The following is a 16,177-nucleotide window of genomic DNA, read 5'->3' on the forward strand; positions in this document are numbered from 1 at the left end:
CCCGGGCGGGACTGTCGTTTAATGGAGGGGTGCCCATCCTGAATAAAGACATGACCCTCTGCATCTCGCTCTCGGCCCGGCCGAGCAACAACGGGACGCGCTTCCACAACCACCTGTACGACCAGCTTGGCCTGAACTGGATCTACAAGGCCTTCGCGCCCACGGACCTCGGCCAGGCGATCGCCGGAGTGCGCGGCCTCGGAATCCGCGGCTGCGCCGTGTCGATGCCCTACAAGGAGGACGTCATTGCGCTCGTGGATGTGATGGACCCGTCCGCGAAAGCCATCGACTCGGTCAACACGATCGTCAACGACGGCGGCACCCTCACCGCCTACAACACCGACTACACGGCGATCGAGCAGCTGCTGCAACGCAACGCCGTGCCCTCGACACACTCGGTGCTGCTGCGGGGCGCCGGCGGCATGGCGAAGGCCACGGCCGCCGCCCTGCGCGACGCCGGGTTCCGGGACGTCACCGTGATCGCACGCAACGAAGAAACGGGACGGGCGCTCGCCGGGCTCTACGGCTTTGCCTGGCGCGCCGACGTCGATTCCCTGACGGCAGACATGATCATCAACGTCACTCCTATTGGTATGGCCGGCAGTATGGCAGGGAGCGCGGCAGCCAGCTCCGATGCCGAGGCGCTGTCCTTCCCGCAGGAAGCAGTGGACGCCGCAAAGGTGGTGTTCGACGTCGTCGCGCTGCCGGCCGAGACCCCGCTGATCAAGGCCGGCCGGGCGGCCGGGAAGACCGTGATCACCGGTACGGAAGTGGCGACCATCCAGGCGCTGGAGCAGTTTGTGCTGTACACGGGGATCCGGCCCAGCGACGAGCAGGTCCGGGCCGCCGAGGACTTCATGCGGGCCCAGTAGCCACCCCGGGAAGCCGGGACTACGGCCACCCGGTCCTAGACCGGTTCCACCGAAACAGCCACCCTTTCCTCCCCAATCCGGGTGAGGACCAGGGTGGCTGTTTTCGTGCCCTTGTTCTTCCCTCCGGTCTTCCCTCCCGGGAGGAGCTGTTTGCGCAGTTCCTCCGGAGTGACCGAGGTGCCGCGCTTCTTGATGTCCAGCACTCCGATGCCCTGGTCCTTGACCCAGGCCTTGAGCGCCTTGACGTTGTAGGGCATCACGTCCAGGACCTTGTAGGCCCGGGCAAAGGGGGTGTCCCGCAGTTCCGGGGCGCAGATGTAGGCGATGTGCTCGTCCACGAGGTGCCCGTCCAGCTGGAGCGCGACGTCGGCCACCAGCCCGGCGCGGATGACGGCGCCGTCGGGCTCATAGAGGTACCCCTCGACCGGTCCCACCGGGGCGACCGGGCCGCCGTCGAAGTCCTCGGCGCTGGTGAGCTCCGCCGCGCCCGCGGGGCCCAGCAGCAGGGCAGCGCGTCGGATTCCCGGCCGCCGGACCGCGTTGAACCACAACGCCACTTCGGTGACGTCCCCGCCGACGGACACCCATTGGGCTTCGCAGTCCTTGGGCACCGAATCGTGCGGCATGCCCGGGCCCATCTTCACACCCACGGCCAGGCCGGCCGCGGCCAGGGATTCGACGAAGGACAGCGGCGGGGAAAAGTCCTCCGGATCCCAGAGCCGCTTCGTGCCCGAGGTGGAAGTGGTCCGGCGCGCCGGATCGAGCCAGACACCGTCCATCCCGTCGAGGGGAACCGTGGTCGCATCGGAGTGGACCACAGTGGCGTTCCGGAACGGGATCAGGTTCATCGTGGCGCAGGCCGCCGTCGTCTCGTCACTCTCCACCGCCGTGACCTGGATGTCCAGCGAGGCGAACGCCATCGCATCACCACCGAGGCCGCAGCCAAGATCCGCCACATGCTGCACGCCGGCTTCCGCGAAACGCTGCGCGTGCCGGGCCGCCACGGTGAGCCGGGTGGCCTGCTCCAGGCCGGCCTGGGTGAAGATCATCTGCCGGGCGAACTCACCGAACTTGGCCTCGGCTTTGGTCCGCAGCCGCGACTGGGTGAGGGCGGCCGAGACGAGCTCGGGGGAGTGGCCGGCCTTCCGGAGGGAGGCGTTGAGCCGGAACGCCTCGTCCTCCCGGTAGGGCCCAAGTGACGCCAGCAGCTCCCAGCCCTCGGGGTTCAAAAGCGGGGCGATCTGGTCCTGCGGTGCGTCAGCCATGGGATCCAGCCTAGTTCAGCGCGGGTGGGGCCGGGCGCCCGATAAGGTTGTCGGCATGGATGACAGCGGCACGGCAAACAGCGGCACGGACAGCGGCACAGACGAGAACTACCCGGAGAACGGCGCCGCGCAGCAGGACGCCGACGGCGGCCATCCCGCCCGCCAGGGACTCGCCCGCTACGCCCGGCCGGCGCTGATCGCCGGCGTCGTCATCGCCGTCGTCTGCGTGGCGCTCCTGGTCATCATCTTCTTCCTGGACTCCTTCAACGCCACGGTCTACTCCGTCGGCGGCAAGGACGTCCAGGACACCACCGACGAGGCGAAGGCCATCCGCGAGAGCTACGCCGCGGTCCGCGCCGGCGGCGCCGTGTTCCTGGCCCTGGGTGCCGCCCTCGCCGCGGCGGCCGGCCTGGTGCTGTACCGGCACCGGAACGAGGCCGGTTCGGACGACGGCGACAACGGCGAGGACGTCGACTTCGAGGACCTGGGCGGACGGTAGCCCGGCGCCGGCACCGGTGTCTGAACAGCCTGCACTGTTCACCGGGAACGAATTTCTGGCACTCACCTTGACCGAGTGCTAACTACTTACATAGAGTCGTCATTAGCACTCTCCCTAGGAGGGTGCTAACACCTGAAGCTTTACAGCCAGGCTGCTGCCGGCACCGCGACGACGGTCTGTACGCCTTGGCACCACAGCTTTGAAGTCCACGAATTTGCTGACGAAAAGGAGAGGTCATTGTCGGTCTCTATTAAGCCTCTTGAGGATCGTATTGTTGTCCGCCCGCTCGAAGCCGAGCAGACCACGGCTTCCGGCCTGGTTATCCCGGACTCCGCGCAGGAAAAGCCGCAGGAAGGCGAAGTTGTAGCAGTTGGCCCCGGCCGCTTCGACGACAACGGCAACCGCGTCCCGATCGATGTCACCATTGGCGACGTTGTTATCTACTCCAAGTACGGCGGAACTGAAGTCAAGACCGGCGGCACCGAGTACCTCGTGCTGTCCGCCCGCGACGTCCTGGCGATCGTCGTAAAGTAACTCTCTTGGACCCCGCGCCGCCGATCCTCCTTTTGACGGGTCAGTTGCGCGGGGTTCTGTCTTTGAAAGGACAAAACCATGGCAAAGCAGCTTGCGTTTAACGACGCTGCCCGCCGGTCGCTTGAAGCCGGCATCGATAAGCTCGCCAACACGGTCAAGGTGACGCTTGGCCCGCGCGGCCGCAACGTCGTGCTGGACAAGAAGTGGGGCGCACCCACGATCACCAACGATGGTGTCACCATCGCCCGTGAAGTCGAGCTGGACGACCCGTATGAGAACCTTGGCGCGCAGCTTGCCAAGGAGGTCGCCACCAAGACCAACGATGTTGCCGGTGACGGCACCACCACCGCCACGGTGCTGGCACAGGCCCTCGTCAAGGAAGGCCTCCGCAACGTTGCGGCAGGCGCCGCCCCGGGCCAGATTAAGCGCGGCATCGAGGTCTCGGTTGAGGCCATCGCCGCCCGCCTGCTCGAAAACGCCCGCCCGGTCGAAGGCACCCAGGTCGCCAACGTCGCCTCCATCTCCGCCCAGAGCGACGAGATCGGCGAGCTGCTGGCCGAGGCATTCGACAAGGTCGGCAAGGATGGTGTGATCACCATCGAGGAATCCTCCACCACGCAGACCGAACTGGTCCTGACCGAGGGCATGCAGTTCGACAAGGGCTACCTGTCCCCGTACTTCGTCACCGACGCGGAACGCCAGGAAGCTGTCCTCGAAGACGCCCTGATTCTGATCAACCAGGGCAAGATCTCCTCGGTCCAGGACTTCCTGCCGCTGCTGGAAAAGGCGCTGCAGAGCTCCAAGCCGCTCTTCATCATCGCCGAGGACGTCGACGGCGAGGCACTCTCCACTCTGATCGTCAACCGCATCCGTGGCACCCTGAACGTCGTCGCCGTCAAGGCGCCGGGCTTCGGTGACCGTCGCAAGGCCATGCTGCAGGACATCGCCACGCTCACGGGCGCCCAGGTTGTCTCGCCGGAACTGGGCCTCAGCCTGGACACGGTTGGCCTTGAGGTGCTGGGTACCGCCCGGCGCATCACCGTCACCAAGGACAACACCACCATCGTGGACGGCGCCGGTTCGGCAGAGGACGTCGCAGCTCGGGTTTCCCAGCTGCGCGCCGAGCTGACCCGCACGGACTCCGACTGGGACAAGGAAAAGCTGCAGGAACGCCTGGCCAAGCTGGCCGGCGGCATCGGCGTGATCAAGGTCGGCGCTGCCACCGAGGTTGAGCTCAAGGAAAAGAAGCACCGTATCGAGGACGCCGTGTCCTCGACCCGCGCTGCCCTGGAGGAAGGCATCGTCGCCGGCGGCGGCGCCGCCCTCATCCACGCCCTCAAGGCGCTCGACGAGGACCCGGCCGTCCAGGCCCTCGAAGGCGACGCGGCAGCTGCTGTCGGCATCGTCCGCCGGGCACTGACCCAGCCGCTGCGCTGGATCGCCCAGAACGCCGGCTTCGACGGCTACGTCGTCGTCGCCAAGGTCGCCGAATCCGCCAACAACCAGGGCTTCAACGCCAAGACCGGCGAATACGAAGACCTGATCGCTGCCGGCGTCATCGACCCCGTGAAGGTAACGCGTGCGGCCCTCCGCAACGCGGCTTCCATCGCGGCACTGGTGCTCACCACGGAAACCCTCGTGGTCGAGAAGCCTGCCGAGGAAGACCAGCACGCAGGACACCAGCACTAGCACCAAGCCATAGCAGTCAGGGCCGGTCCGGCATCAGCCGGGCCGGCCTTTTCTGTGCCCGCAATGCTTCCCGGTTCAGGCGCGACGCCTGCCGGCGATGCCCATGGAGTTTCGCCACCAGCCGCTCCACGGACTCCCGCCGCCGTGATTGGCCAGAGAATTTTCGACTCGGTAGCATTGAAGCTTTGGAAACCGGCTTGGAGGGTCCCGAGTGTCGAACGAGCGAACCATAGTCAGCCCGCAGGCGGCGGGCGCGGATTCGCCGGCGCGCGCAAAATCGGGCTACCGCCCCGAGGTCCAGGGACTCCGCGCCCTCGCGGTCCTCATGGTGGTCACCTACCACGTGTGGCTCGGGCGGGTCTCCGGCGGGGTGGACATCTTCCTGCTGATTTCGGCGTTCCTGACGACCCTCAGCTTTGCCCGGAAGGTGGAGGCCGGCAAGCCCCTGCGGCTCCTGAGCCACTGGCTCCACCTGCTCAAGCGGCTGCTTCCCGCCGTCGTTGTGGTTGTCCTGGGCGTCCTGGCCGGCACCCGGGTGGTCCTGCCCCAGAGCCGCTGGCCCGACGTGCTGGACCAGGCCTGGGCCTCGCTGCTGTACCGGCAGAACTGGCTCCTGGCCGACACCGCCGTCGACTACTACGCGCAGGACCACGCGGCGGCCAGCCCGCTGCAGCACTTCTGGTCGCTGTCCATCCAGGGCCAGGTGTTCCTGCTCTGGCCGCTCGTGTTCGCCGGCGCGGCCTTGCTGCTGCGGTTCCTGCGCCGGACCCGCGTTGGCGACCGGGTTGGCTATCCCGCCCTCCTGGCCGGGGCCTTCGGCGCGATCTTCGTGGTGTCGCTGGGGTTTTCCATCGAGCAGACAGCTACCAACCAGTCCTACGCCTACTTTGACACCCGCACCCGGCTCTGGGAATTCGCCCTCGGCTCGCTGCTGGCGCTCGCGTTGCCGCACCTCAAGCCCGGCAAGGCCCTGCGCGTTGTCCTTGGCTGGACCGGCCTCGCCGCGATGCTCTCCTGCGGCCTGCTGCTCACCGTGGACCGCTCCTTCCCCGGCTTCATAGCGCTGTGGCCGACGCTGGCCGCGGCGGCCATCATCGTCGCCGGCCAGAGCGGCAGCCGCTTCGGCGTGGACCGGTTCCTGACCTGGAAGCCGCTGGTATCGCTCGGGGACAACTCCTACGCCCTGTACCTCTGGCACTGGCCGCTGCTGGTGCTGGCCCTCGCCGCGACGGGCATCACTGCGCCGAACCTGATCCAGGGCCTGGCGATCGTTGCCGCCTCGGTTGTGCTGGCCGTGCTCACCACCCGGTTCGTGGAGAAGCCGCTGCGCGAGTGGCACTGGCCGCAGCGCCGCGCCTGGCGCACCGCCGTCGTGATCGCGGCGTGCGGCGCGCTGCTGGCGGGCCCGGTGTCCGTGTGGCAGAGCAGACTGCTGGCGGATGAGGCCGTGGCCGCGGCACAGCCGAGGGAACTGACCCCCGGAGCGGCCGCTTTGGCGCCCGAGAATGCGGGCAAGCCGACGCCGGACGCGAAGATCATCCCGGCTCCGGTCGCGATGAAGAACGAATGGGCGGACATCGACGGGCTGTGCACGGACGGGAACATCCCGGGGGATCCGCTGCTCGCGGGATGCCTGCAGAACAGCCGCCCGGACACCGTTACGAAGCGCATCGTGGTGCTCGGTGACTCCCACGCCCAGCAGTACATGGCCGCGCTCGGCCCGGTTGCCCGAAGCCACGGCTGGGAAGTCGTGGCCCTCCTGAAGGGCAATTGCCGCTTCGGCGGCGAATCCCCGGACCGGGACGCCGGGTGCAACGCCTTCAACAGGGCCAGCGCCCAGTACGTCCTGGACCACCAGCCGGACGCGGTCTTCACCGTCGCCTCGCTGACCCACAAGGACGCACCCTTCGAAACCGAGGTGCCGCAGTACCTCGAAGGCATCAAACCCTTCACCGATACCGGCATTGAAGTGGTCGGCATCCGCGACAACCCGCGCTTCACCATGAACATGCCCGAATGCGTCCAGAAGCACGGGCCCGAGGCCCCGAAATGCCAGGTGCCGCTGCAGGAGTCCCTGGCCGAGTTCTCCCCGCTGGACGCGTACCGGGGGAGGGTGCCCGGGCTGCACCTGATGGACCTGAGCGACTTCATCTGCGCTGGCGGGATCTGCCCGGCCGTCGTCGGGAATGTGTACGTCTACAAGGACGACAACCACCTGACCAAGACCTACGTCCAGAGCATGATCCCGATGTTCGAACAGCGGCTGCTCGCTGCCACCGGCTGGACGTGACGCGCCGGCGCCGGTCCGGCCGGTGCCGTTGCTCACATTACTGCCCCGGAATATGGGGATCGCCGCCAAGGTTCTAGTATTTATTCAACACTTCTGCACAGGCCATGCCCGTAATGACGGGCTGGTCATCTGTTGCAACCCCTACCCGTGAAACCCGTAACCAAGGTAAGAGGCGCACTCATGACCCAGCCCGAACACAACCCCTTCGGCTTCATCGGACTGACGTACGACGACGTCTTGCTGCTGCCCGGCCACACGAATGTTATCCCCTCCGAGGCCGACACCTCCTCCCGGATCTCCAAGCGCATCTCGGTCCAGACCCCGCTGCTCTCCGCGGCAATGGACACGGTCACCGAATCGCGGATGGCGATCGCCATGGCCCGCCAGGGCGGCCTCGGCGTCGTTCACCGCAACCTCTCCATCGCCGACCAGGCGGACCAGGTGGACCGGGTCAAGCGCAGCGAATCCGGCATGATCACCAATCCGCTGACCATCGGTCCGGAAGCCACCCTGGCCGAGCTGGACGAAATCTGCTCGCACTACCGGGTCTCCGGGCTGCCCGTCGTGGACGAGGGCATGCGGCTGCTGGGCATCGTCACCAACCGCGACACCCGCTTCGTCCCGGAAGCGGATTTCCCCATCCGCCTGGTCAGCGACGTTATGACCAAGATGCCCCTCGTCACGGGGCACGTCGGCATCAGCCGCGAGGAAGCCTCGCACAAGCTCGCGACCAACAAGATCGAGAAACTCCCGCTCGTTGACGAGCAGGGCCGACTCAAGGGCCTGATCACCACCAAGGACTTCACCAAGGCCGAGCAGTACCCGCTGGCCACCAAGGACGACGAGGGCCGGCTGCGCGTCGGCGCCGCCATCGGGTTCTTTGGCGACGGCTGGGAGCGGGCCATGGCGCTGATCGACGCCGGCGTGGACGCCCTCTTCGTCGACACCGCCAACGGCCACTCCCAAGGTGTCCTGGACATGATCCACCGGCTCAAGTCCGATCCGGTGGCCGCGCATGTGGACATCATCGGCGGCCAGGCCGCCACCCGCGAAGGCGCCCAGGCGCTAATCGACGCCGGTGCCGACGGCATCAAGGTCGGCGTGGGCCCGGGATCCATCTGCACCACCCGTGTGGTCGCCGGCGTCGGCGTTCCGCAGATCACCGCCATCTATGAGTCGGCCAAGGCCGCCATTCCGGCCGGCGTGCCGCTGATCGCCGACGGCGGCCTGCAGTACTCGGGCGACATCGGCAAGGCCCTGGTTGCCGGGGCCGACACCGTGATGCTCGGCTCCCTGCTCGCCGGCTGCGACGAGTCCCCGGGTGACCTGATCTTCGTCAACGGCAAGCAGTTCAAGCTCTACCGCGGCATGGGCTCCCTCGGCGCCATGCAGACCCGCGGCAAGAACACCTCCTACTCCAAGGACCGCTACTTCCAGGCCGACGTCTCCGGCGATGACAAGCTCATCCCGGAAGGCATCGAGGGCCGGGTGGCGTACCGCGGCCCGCTGGCCTCTGTGGCCTACCAGCTGGTCGGCGGCCTCCGCCAGACCATGTTCTACACCGGCGCCCCGACGGTGCCGGAGCTCAAGGCCCGTGGAAAGTTCGTCCGGATCACCGCGGCCGGGCTGAAGGAGTCCCATCCGCACGACATCCAGATGACGGTGGAGGCACCGAACTACGGTTCGCGCTAAACCGCACCGCTCCAGCACCACGAAGGCCACGGGGAACTCTCCCCGTGGCCTTCGTGCGTCCGGGAGCCGCGCCTGCGCCGTGAGATCCGGCAACTAGGCTGGAGGCATGTCCGAACTCAGGCCCGCCCGTGAGCCGAAGCGCAAACTGGCGCTGCGGCCCTACGCCCGCGCGGTGGCGCAGGTGCTGCGCGTCAGCTTCCGGGCCTCGCCCGCCGCCGTCGTGATGAAAGTCGTGGGTTCGCTGATCTCGGCGCTGCTGCCGCTCGTCACCACCTACTTCGCCGCCCTGACCACCACGGCCCTCGCGGCCGCCTACGCCGGTGATGCCGCCGCGGGGCAGCAGGCCGTTGTCTACGTCATCATCACCGCCGCGCTGGGACTGTTCTGGGGTGCCTTCAGCAGCGTGGACCGGTACATCCAGCAGCTCATGAGCTTCAAGGTCGGCGCGATCGTGGGCGACCTCATGTACGAGCGGTTCCTGGCCCTGGAATTCTGGCGCTACGACGACAAGGAAACGGTCGACCTGTACGACCGGGCCAAGCGCTTCTCCGATTCCTACGCCCGCGTCCTGGACCGAATCGCCGCCATCTTCACCCAGCTGGTCTCGGTGATCCTGGCGATCGGCGCGCTGATGCTGGTCAGCTGGTGGATCGCCGTGATCGTGCTCGTGGCGATCGTGCCCAGCGTCTACCTTCAGTTCAAGCTCTCCCGCGAGCAGATCGCGCACTGGAACACCCAGATCGATTCCCGCCGGCAGCGGCGGATGATCGAGATCAACCTCCTGCGTCCGCAGCATATCGCCGAGATGCGCCTCTACGGGATCGTCGGGTACCTCATGGGGCTCCGCTCCCGGCTTCGCGACGCGGATGAGCGCCGGCGGCTGGATTTCCAGAAGCGCTACATCCCCAAACAGCTCGCCGCGGACACCCTGCAGTACGGCGCCGAGGTGGTGTCGCTGATCTGGGTGGTCGGGCAGATCATCGCCCGGGCGCAGCCGGTGGGGCAGTTCCTCTACGTGCAGCAGATTGTCAGCCGGGCCCTGTCCACCGCCAACAGCCTCGTCTCGTCGCTCAGTTCCATTGACGAGGACCTCGCGAACCTCAAGGACTACGAGCTGTTCATGGCGCTGCCGGTGCACTCTGACCACGCCCCGCCGCTGCTGCAGGCGCCCGGGACCGTGGAGCTGCGGGACATCCGCTTCACCTACACGGGCAGCGAACTGGAAGTCATCAAGGGCATCTCGCTGACCATCCGCGAGGGCCAGCACATCGCGATCGTGGGGGAGAACGGCGCCGGCAAATCCACCCTCATCCGGATCCTCGCCGGGCTCTACCGCCCGGATTCCGGGCAGGTGCTGCTCGACGGAGTCGACCTCGCCGCCGTCGACGTCAAGTCCTGGCACCGCCATCTGGCGGTGCTCAGCCAGGAGTTCCTGAAGTACGAGTTTGCGACCGCGGCCGAGAACATCTTCTTTGGCGACGTCGAGTCACTGCGCGACGACGGGCGGATCCGCCGTGCGGCGGCGGACGCCGAAGCCCTTGAGTTCATCAACAAGCTGCCCAACGGCCTGGACAACCACGTCAGCAACTGGATGGAGGACCCGCGCGGACGAAAAGGCAGCGGCCTGTCCGGCGGGCAGTGGCAGCGCCTCGCCATGGCCCGGAACTTCTACCGGAATGCCCCGTTCATGGTCATGGACGAGCCGACCTCGGCCATTGATGCGCTCGCGGAGCACCGCATCTTCACGCGGCTCTTCGCCGACCGCAGCAGCACCATGATCGCCATCAGCCACCGCCTCGCCACGATCGAGAAGGCCGACGTCGTCTACATGTTGGAGGACGGCCGGATTGTGGAGCAGGGCACCCACAAGGAACTGGTGGCCCTGCGCGGCCGCTACTTCCGGATGTTCGAATCCCAGCTCACCGTGGACGAGGCCGAGGGCGTCTGACGGGGAGGCCGGGCCCTGGGCCGGCCTGGCCTGCCCGGACCTCCGCTCTGCGGACATGCCCTCCGCGAGCCAGGTCCAGTGGACATAACGGTGCTATGCCCACGCGCGGGCACGAAGAATGGGCATGTCCTCCCGGGAAGGGAGGGCATGCCCATTCCTGCTGACATTCCTGCTGCCAGTCCTGCTGCCCGGCCTGCTGCCCGGCCTGCTGCTACGAGGTCGTCACCGAGGTGTCGTCCACGAAGAAGTAGGTCTTGAGCGAGGAGTCCTCCACGCCCAGGAAGCGCAGGGTGACGGTCTTGCCCTTGAACGAGGACAGATTCAGGGTTTTCAGCACGTAGCCGGTGGACTTGTTGAGGTTGGAGTAGGTGGCCAGCGTGGTCGTGACGCCCCCGCTGATGGCCTGCACCTTCAGGGTGTCGTAGGCGGTACCGGCGGTGGTCTCGTCGGTCAGGGTCTTCAGGTAGAAGGACAGGCTGGAACCGGTCACGGAGGACGGGATGGAGATCGTCTGGTCGAGCTTGTACGACGTCGCCTGGCCCCAGCCGTTCAGGCCGGCGAAACCGCTGCCCGTGCGGGCATTGGTTCCGGTCTCAAAGGTGTCCGCGTGGTCGGAGGTCCAGGACGCCGGGCCGCTCTCGAAGCCTGGGTTCAGCAGCAGGTTTCCCGACGGCGGCGGCGGGGTTGTTCCGCCAAGCAGCCCCATGGTGGCGGTGGCATCGGAGAGGCCGGCGCCGCAGCCCTTGGTGCAGCCGCCCGGCATCGCCCGGGTGCCCTGCCGGAGCGTGGACTCCACCTGGGCCGGGGTAAGGGCGGGGGACTTGGACTTCATCAGGGCCGCGAGACCGGCCACGTGGGGGGCCGCCATCGAGGTGCCCTGGTAGTTGGCGTAGCCAGCCCCGCCCGGCGTCGAAGTTCCGGTGTTGATCGTGGAGAGGATGCCGCCGCCGCTGACGCTGGTGTCGCCGCCCGGGGCGGTGAGGTCCACGGTCGCGCCGTAGTTGGAGTAGTAGGACAGGCTGCCGCCCGGGTTGCTGGCGGCGACGGTCACCACGGAGTTGCAGTTGGCCGGACGGAAGCCGGCGGCGTCCTGGTTGCTGTTGCCGGCAGCCACCACCACCGTGGAGCCCCGCGACACCGCGGAGTCGATGGCAGCCTGGTAGGTGGTGCCGCAGCTGCCGGAGCCGCCCAGGCTCATGTTGATGACCTTGGCCGGGTTGGCGTTGGCGGGGATCCCGGAGACGGTGCCGCCGGAGGCCCAGATGATGGCGTCCGCGATGTCGGAGAGGGATCCGCCGCACTTGGCCAGGACGCGGACCGGGAGGACCTTCGCATTCGGGGCGACCCCGGCCACACCCGTGGAATTGCCCGTGACAGCGGCAACGGTGCCGGAGACGTGCGTGCCGTGCCAGGACGAGTTGGCGGCTGCGGTCTGGCCGCATTCGCCGCCGGCGTACCAGTCGCCCTGGTCCTGGGCGTTCGAGTCCCGGCCGTTGCCGTCGCGCGCCGCGGTGGCATCGGAGACGAAGTCATAGCCCGGCAGTACGTTGGCGTCCAGATCCGGGTGCGCCGTGATGCCGGTGTCAATCACGGCGACAGTGGCCCCTGACCCTGTGGAGGAATCCCAGGCGCCGGGGATGCGCATGCCGTTGGCCCCGGTGAAGTCCCATTGCTCCCCGTAACGGGTGTCGTTCGGCGACAGCACGGCCGTCATGCGGGCGTCGGGTTCCACGGCGTCGACCGCTCCGGAAGCGACAATTGCGTCCATGAAGTCCTGGGCGGCCTGGTCGGACAGCGCCTTGTCCGAGGCGATCAGGGTTCCTCCGGTGGCCAGGGCGCGCAGTTCCCGCACACTCACCCCCTGCTGCCTGGCGGCAGCGCCCCACGCGTTCGCACGGCCGTTGGGCGTGGCGTTGCCCGGCGTCTTCTTGAAGCTGACAATGAACTGCGTGTAGGCCTCGCCGGCGTTGACGTCCGGAGCCGGAACATTCTCCGAGGCCACCGGTCCGGTGCCGGGAGTGGCGAGCGCCGGGGTGACGGTGAGCGTCATGGTGCCAACGACGGCGGCCAGCGACAGGGCCAGGACGCGGTACTTCCTAAGTGATGCACTTCCCATGGGTTCTGCTTTCTTTAACCGGGCATTGCGGAATGCCCGGAACTGGGGGTGGAGGCGGCCGGTTGAAATCCCGGCCGGGCGAAAGCAAACGTAAAGGCATTTGCGCGTTTTGTAAACTCTTGACAAAAAGTGTCAAGTTCGTGTGGACTATCGATTAATCCGTGCATCGCGGGGTGCTCTCCGCGGCGCGGGCGGCAGCCGCCGCCGTGCCCTCCGCGGCCCGGTGGCGCGGCCAAACGCCGGGTCAAGGCCAGGGTCAAGTAAAGTGGGGACGTGACTTACGAGATTGAGATTGGCCGTGGCAAGCGTGGGCGTCGTGCCTACTCCCTGGATGACATTGCGATCGTCCCCAACCGACGTACGCGTGACCCCAAGGATGTGTCCGTCGCCTGGCAGATCGACGCCTACAAGTTCGACATGCCGGTCATCGCCGCACCGATGGACTCGGCCATGTCGCCGGAAACCGTCATCGCCCTGGGCCGGCTCGGCGGACTCGGCGTTCTCGACCTCGAGGGCCTCTGGACCCGGTATGAGGATCCGCAGGCCGTACTGGACCAGATCGGTGCGCTCGAGGACGAGACCAACAGCCCGGCCGTCACCCGGCGCATGCAGGAGCTCTACCAGGCGCCGATCCGGCCTGAGCTGATCACCACCCGGCTCGCGGAGATCCGCGCCGCCGGCGTCACCGTTGCCGGCTCCCTGACCCCGCAGCGGACCCAGGAACACTACAAGACCGTGGTGGCCGCCGGCGTCGACATCTTCGTGATCCGCGGCACCACCGTCTCGGCCGAGCATGTTTCGAAGGCCCACGAGCCGCTGAACCTGAAGCAGTTCATCTACGAACTCGACGTCCCGGTCATCGTCGGCGGGGCCGCCGGGTACACCCCGGCCCTGCACCTCATGCGCACCGGTGCCGCCGGAGTGCTGGTCGGGTTCGGCGGCGGCGCCACGAGCACCACCCGCCGCGCCCTCGGCATCCACTCGCCGATGGCCTCCGCCATCTCCGACGTCGCCGCGGCCCGCCGCGACTACATGGATGAGTCCGGCGGCCGCTACGTCCACGTGATCGCCGACGGCGGCATGGGATCCTCGGGCGACATCGTCAAGGCGATCGCGATGGGCGCCGACGCCGTTATGCTCGGCAGTGCCCTCGCCCGCGCCGAGGAAGCCCCGGGCAAGGGCTGGCACTGGGGCCAGGAAGCGCACCACCTTGAACTTCCCCGCGGCGACAGGGTCAACGTCGGTACCGTCGGGCCGCTCGAGGAGGTTCTCTTCGGGCCGGGCCACCACACGTCCGGAACGTCGAACCTGATCGGTGCGCTGCGCCGGTCGATGGCGACCACCGGCTATTCGGACCTGAAGGAATTCCAGCGCGTCGACGTCGTCGTTTCGCCGTACGCAGGCAACTGACAGCCCCCTGCCCATCCGGGGAAGTTGGAAGTAGTGTGGTGCACTACGAGCTTTGAGACGGATGGAGGCGTGACATGAACAGTTTTCCCGGCGGTTCTCCCAAGGCCGGCGGTGCCCTTGGGCCTGCGGAACGTGAAGCTTCACTCGCGGTACTCAGGGGCACCACCGAACCGGGGAAGGAACTCGACATCCTCATCGTCGGCGGCGGCATCGTCGGCACCGGCGCGGCCCTGGACGCGATCACACGCGGCCTGAGCGTCGGCATCGTCGAGGCCAACGACTGGGCAGCGGGCACCTCCTCCCGCTCCTCAAAGCTGATCCACGGCGGTCTCCGCTACCTGGAGATGCTCGACTTCGGCCTGGTCAAGGAGGCGCTTCACGAACGCGGGCTGATTCTCTCGGCCCTCGCACCGCACCTCGCCCGGCCCGTTCCCTTCCTGTACCCGCTGACCAAGCCGTTCCTGGAACGGCCCTACGTGGGCGCCGGCATCGCCTTGTACGACGCCATGTCCATCTCCACCGGCCAGCGCCGCGGCGTGCCGTTCCACAAACACCTGAGCCGACGGGGGACCCTCCGGGCTGCGCCGAGCCTGAAGGACGATGCGTTCGTCGGTTCCATCCGGTACTACGACGGGCAGGTCGACGACGCCAAGTATTGCGCCAACCTGGTCCGCACCGCTGCCTACTACGGCGCCCACGCGGTGAACCAGATGTCCGTGGTGTCCTTCCTTCGCGAAGGCGAACGCGTGGTCGGTGCCAAGGTGGTCAACCACGAGGACGGGTCCTCGTTCAACATCAAAGCCAAGCAGGTCATCAATGCCACGGGCGTCTGGACGGACGAGACCCAGGCCATGGTGACCGACCGCGGCCAACTCAAGGTCCGCGCCTCCAAGGGCATCCACCTGGTAGTGCCACGGGACCGCTTCCAATCGACCGTGGGACTGATCCTGCGGACGGAGAAATCCGTCCTCTTCGTCATCCCCTGGGGCCGGCACTGGATCATCGGCACCACCGACACCGACTGGCACCTCGACAAAGCGCACCCGGCCGCGTCCAGCAAGGACATCGACTACATCCTCGAGCACGTGAACCGGGTCCTGAAACGCCCGCTCACCCGCGAGGACGTCGAAGGGGTCTACGCCGGTCTCCGCCCGCTGCTGGCCGGCGAAAACGACTCCACCGCCAAACTTTCCCGCGAGCACGTCGTGGCCCACCCGGTGCCCGGGCTCGTCGTCGTGGCCGGCGGCAAATGGACCACCTACCGGGTCATGGCCAAAGACGCCGTCGACGAGGCGACCCGCAGCATGGACGAACGTGTCCCGCCCAGCTGCACGGAGTCCATACCGCTGCTCGGCGCCAGCGGGTTCAAGGCCACGTGGAACAAACGGAACCGGATGGCCGAAGAAACCGGAGTCCACGTCGCGCGGATCGAGCACCTGCTCAACCGCTACGGTTCGATGGCCCCGGAGGTGCTGGCGCTCATCACCGAGAACCCGGAACTGGGCGAACCGCTGCCCGGCGCGGACGACTACCTCGCCGCCGAGGCCGTGTACGCCGCCACGCATGAGGGCGCCCGGCATGTGCAGGACGTGCTGACCCGCCGGACCCGGATTTCCATCGAGGCCTGGGACCGCGGTGTGTCCGCCGCACCGGTAGTCGCTAAACTGATGGGAGAAGTCCTCGGCTGGAGCGATGCGCAGGTCGAGGGCGAGATCAAGCATTACCTGGCCAGGGTCGACGCCGAACGGCTCAGCCAGGAGCAGCCGGACGACGAATCCGCTGACGCAGCACGGATGGGCGTCGAGGACATCGTTCCGCTGCGTTGACCGGCAGCGTCCGCCGGCAGCCTCGACCCGAGGCTG

General features: G+C 67.4%; 11 protein-coding genes. 9 read left to right on the forward strand and 2 right to left on the reverse strand.

What is annotated here, in order from left to right; translation table 11 throughout:
- Positions 1-29 precede the first annotated feature (29 nt).
- Positions 30-872, forward strand: coding sequence for a shikimate 5-dehydrogenase (locus AC50YC_RS02725; RefSeq protein WP_494952070.1), 843 nt, complete (start codon positions 30-32; stop codon positions 870-872).
- A 35-nt stretch (positions 873-907) separates the two neighbouring features.
- Here AC50YC_RS02725 and AC50YC_RS02730 read toward each other — a convergent pair whose 3' ends face one another.
- Positions 908-2,137 carry a THUMP-like domain-containing protein gene (locus AC50YC_RS02730; protein WP_494952071.1) on the reverse strand — a complete coding sequence of 410 codons (1,230 nt, stop codon included), beginning with the start codon at positions 2,135-2,137 and terminating at the stop codon, positions 908-910.
- A 55-nt stretch (positions 2,138-2,192) separates the two neighbouring features.
- On the opposite strand from AC50YC_RS02730, the gene AC50YC_RS02735 reads away from it, so the two are divergent.
- From AC50YC_RS02735 to AC50YC_RS02760, 6 genes are all read left to right on the forward strand, one after another.
- Positions 2,193-2,636 (forward strand): hypothetical protein, encoded by a 444-nt coding sequence (locus tag AC50YC_RS02735; protein ID WP_494952072.1) that lies wholly within the window; start codon positions 2,193-2,195, stop codon positions 2,634-2,636.
- A 237-nt stretch (positions 2,637-2,873) separates the two neighbouring features.
- Entirely contained in the window at positions 2,874-3,170 is a 297-nt protein-coding gene (gene groES / locus AC50YC_RS02740) for a co-chaperone GroES (protein WP_069949240.1), read from the forward strand.
- 78 nt (positions 3,171-3,248) lie between these two features.
- Complete coding sequence (groL, locus tag AC50YC_RS02745) at positions 3,249-4,859, forward strand: chaperonin GroEL (RefSeq protein ID WP_282379902.1); 1,611 nt, start codon at positions 3,249-3,251, stop codon at positions 4,857-4,859.
- A gap of 211 nt (positions 4,860-5,070) precedes the next feature.
- Positions 5,071-7,149 carry an acyltransferase family protein gene (locus AC50YC_RS02750; RefSeq protein WP_494952073.1) on the forward strand — a complete coding sequence of 693 codons (2,079 nt, stop codon included), beginning with the start codon at positions 5,071-5,073 and terminating at the stop codon, positions 7,147-7,149.
- 180 nt (positions 7,150-7,329) lie between these two features.
- Positions 7,330-8,841, forward strand: a complete 1,512-nt coding sequence (gene guaB, locus AC50YC_RS02755) for an IMP dehydrogenase (RefSeq protein WP_494952074.1) — start codon at positions 7,330-7,332, stop codon at positions 8,839-8,841.
- Positions 8,842-8,947: 106 nt separating this feature from the next.
- Positions 8,948-10,789 carry an ABC transporter ATP-binding protein gene (locus AC50YC_RS02760; RefSeq protein WP_494952075.1) on the forward strand — a complete coding sequence of 614 codons (1,842 nt, stop codon included), beginning with the start codon at positions 8,948-8,950 and terminating at the stop codon, positions 10,787-10,789.
- Positions 10,790-11,000: 211 nt separating this feature from the next.
- Here the strand turns inward: AC50YC_RS02760 and AC50YC_RS02765 are convergent, their stop codons facing one another.
- Entirely contained in the window at positions 11,001-12,905 is a 1,905-nt protein-coding gene (locus AC50YC_RS02765) for a S8 family peptidase (protein ID WP_494952076.1), read from the reverse strand.
- Positions 12,906-13,178: 273 nt separating this feature from the next.
- On the opposite strand from AC50YC_RS02765, the gene AC50YC_RS02770 reads away from it, so the two are divergent.
- Together AC50YC_RS02770 and AC50YC_RS02775 are read left to right on the forward strand one after the other, a co-directional pair.
- Complete coding sequence (locus AC50YC_RS02770) at positions 13,179-14,315, forward strand: GuaB3 family IMP dehydrogenase-related protein (protein WP_494952077.1); 1,137 nt, start codon at positions 13,179-13,181, stop codon at positions 14,313-14,315.
- Between the two features lie 74 nt (positions 14,316-14,389).
- Entirely contained in the window at positions 14,390-16,141 is a 1,752-nt protein-coding gene (locus AC50YC_RS02775; RefSeq protein ID WP_494952078.1) for a glycerol-3-phosphate dehydrogenase/oxidase, read from the forward strand.
- Positions 16,142-16,177: the final 36 nt, after the last annotated feature.

Source organism: Pseudarthrobacter sp. MDT1-56 (assembly GCF_059383555.1).

Bases quoted from the DNA above. Each gene is read 5' to 3' on its own strand.
- AC50YC_RS02775 (WP_494952078.1), top strand. From the start codon at position 14,390: ATGAACAGTTTTCCCGGCGGTTCTCCCAAGGCCGGCGGTGCCCTTGGG.
- groL (WP_282379902.1), top strand. From the start codon at position 3,249: ATGGCAAAGCAGCTTGCGTTTAACGACGCTGCCCGCCGGTCGCTTGAA.
- AC50YC_RS02730 (WP_494952071.1), bottom strand. From the start codon at position 2,137: ATGGCTGACGCACCGCAGGACCAGATCGCCCCGCTTTTGAACCCCGAG.
- guaB (WP_494952074.1), top strand. From the start codon at position 7,330: ATGACCCAGCCCGAACACAACCCCTTCGGCTTCATCGGACTGACGTAC.
- AC50YC_RS02735 (WP_494952072.1), top strand. From the start codon at position 2,193: ATGGATGACAGCGGCACGGCAAACAGCGGCACGGACAGCGGCACAGAC.
- AC50YC_RS02760 (WP_494952075.1), top strand. From the start codon at position 8,948: ATGTCCGAACTCAGGCCCGCCCGTGAGCCGAAGCGCAAACTGGCGCTG.
- AC50YC_RS02765 (WP_494952076.1), bottom strand. From the start codon at position 12,905: ATGGGAAGTGCATCACTTAGGAAGTACCGCGTCCTGGCCCTGTCGCTG.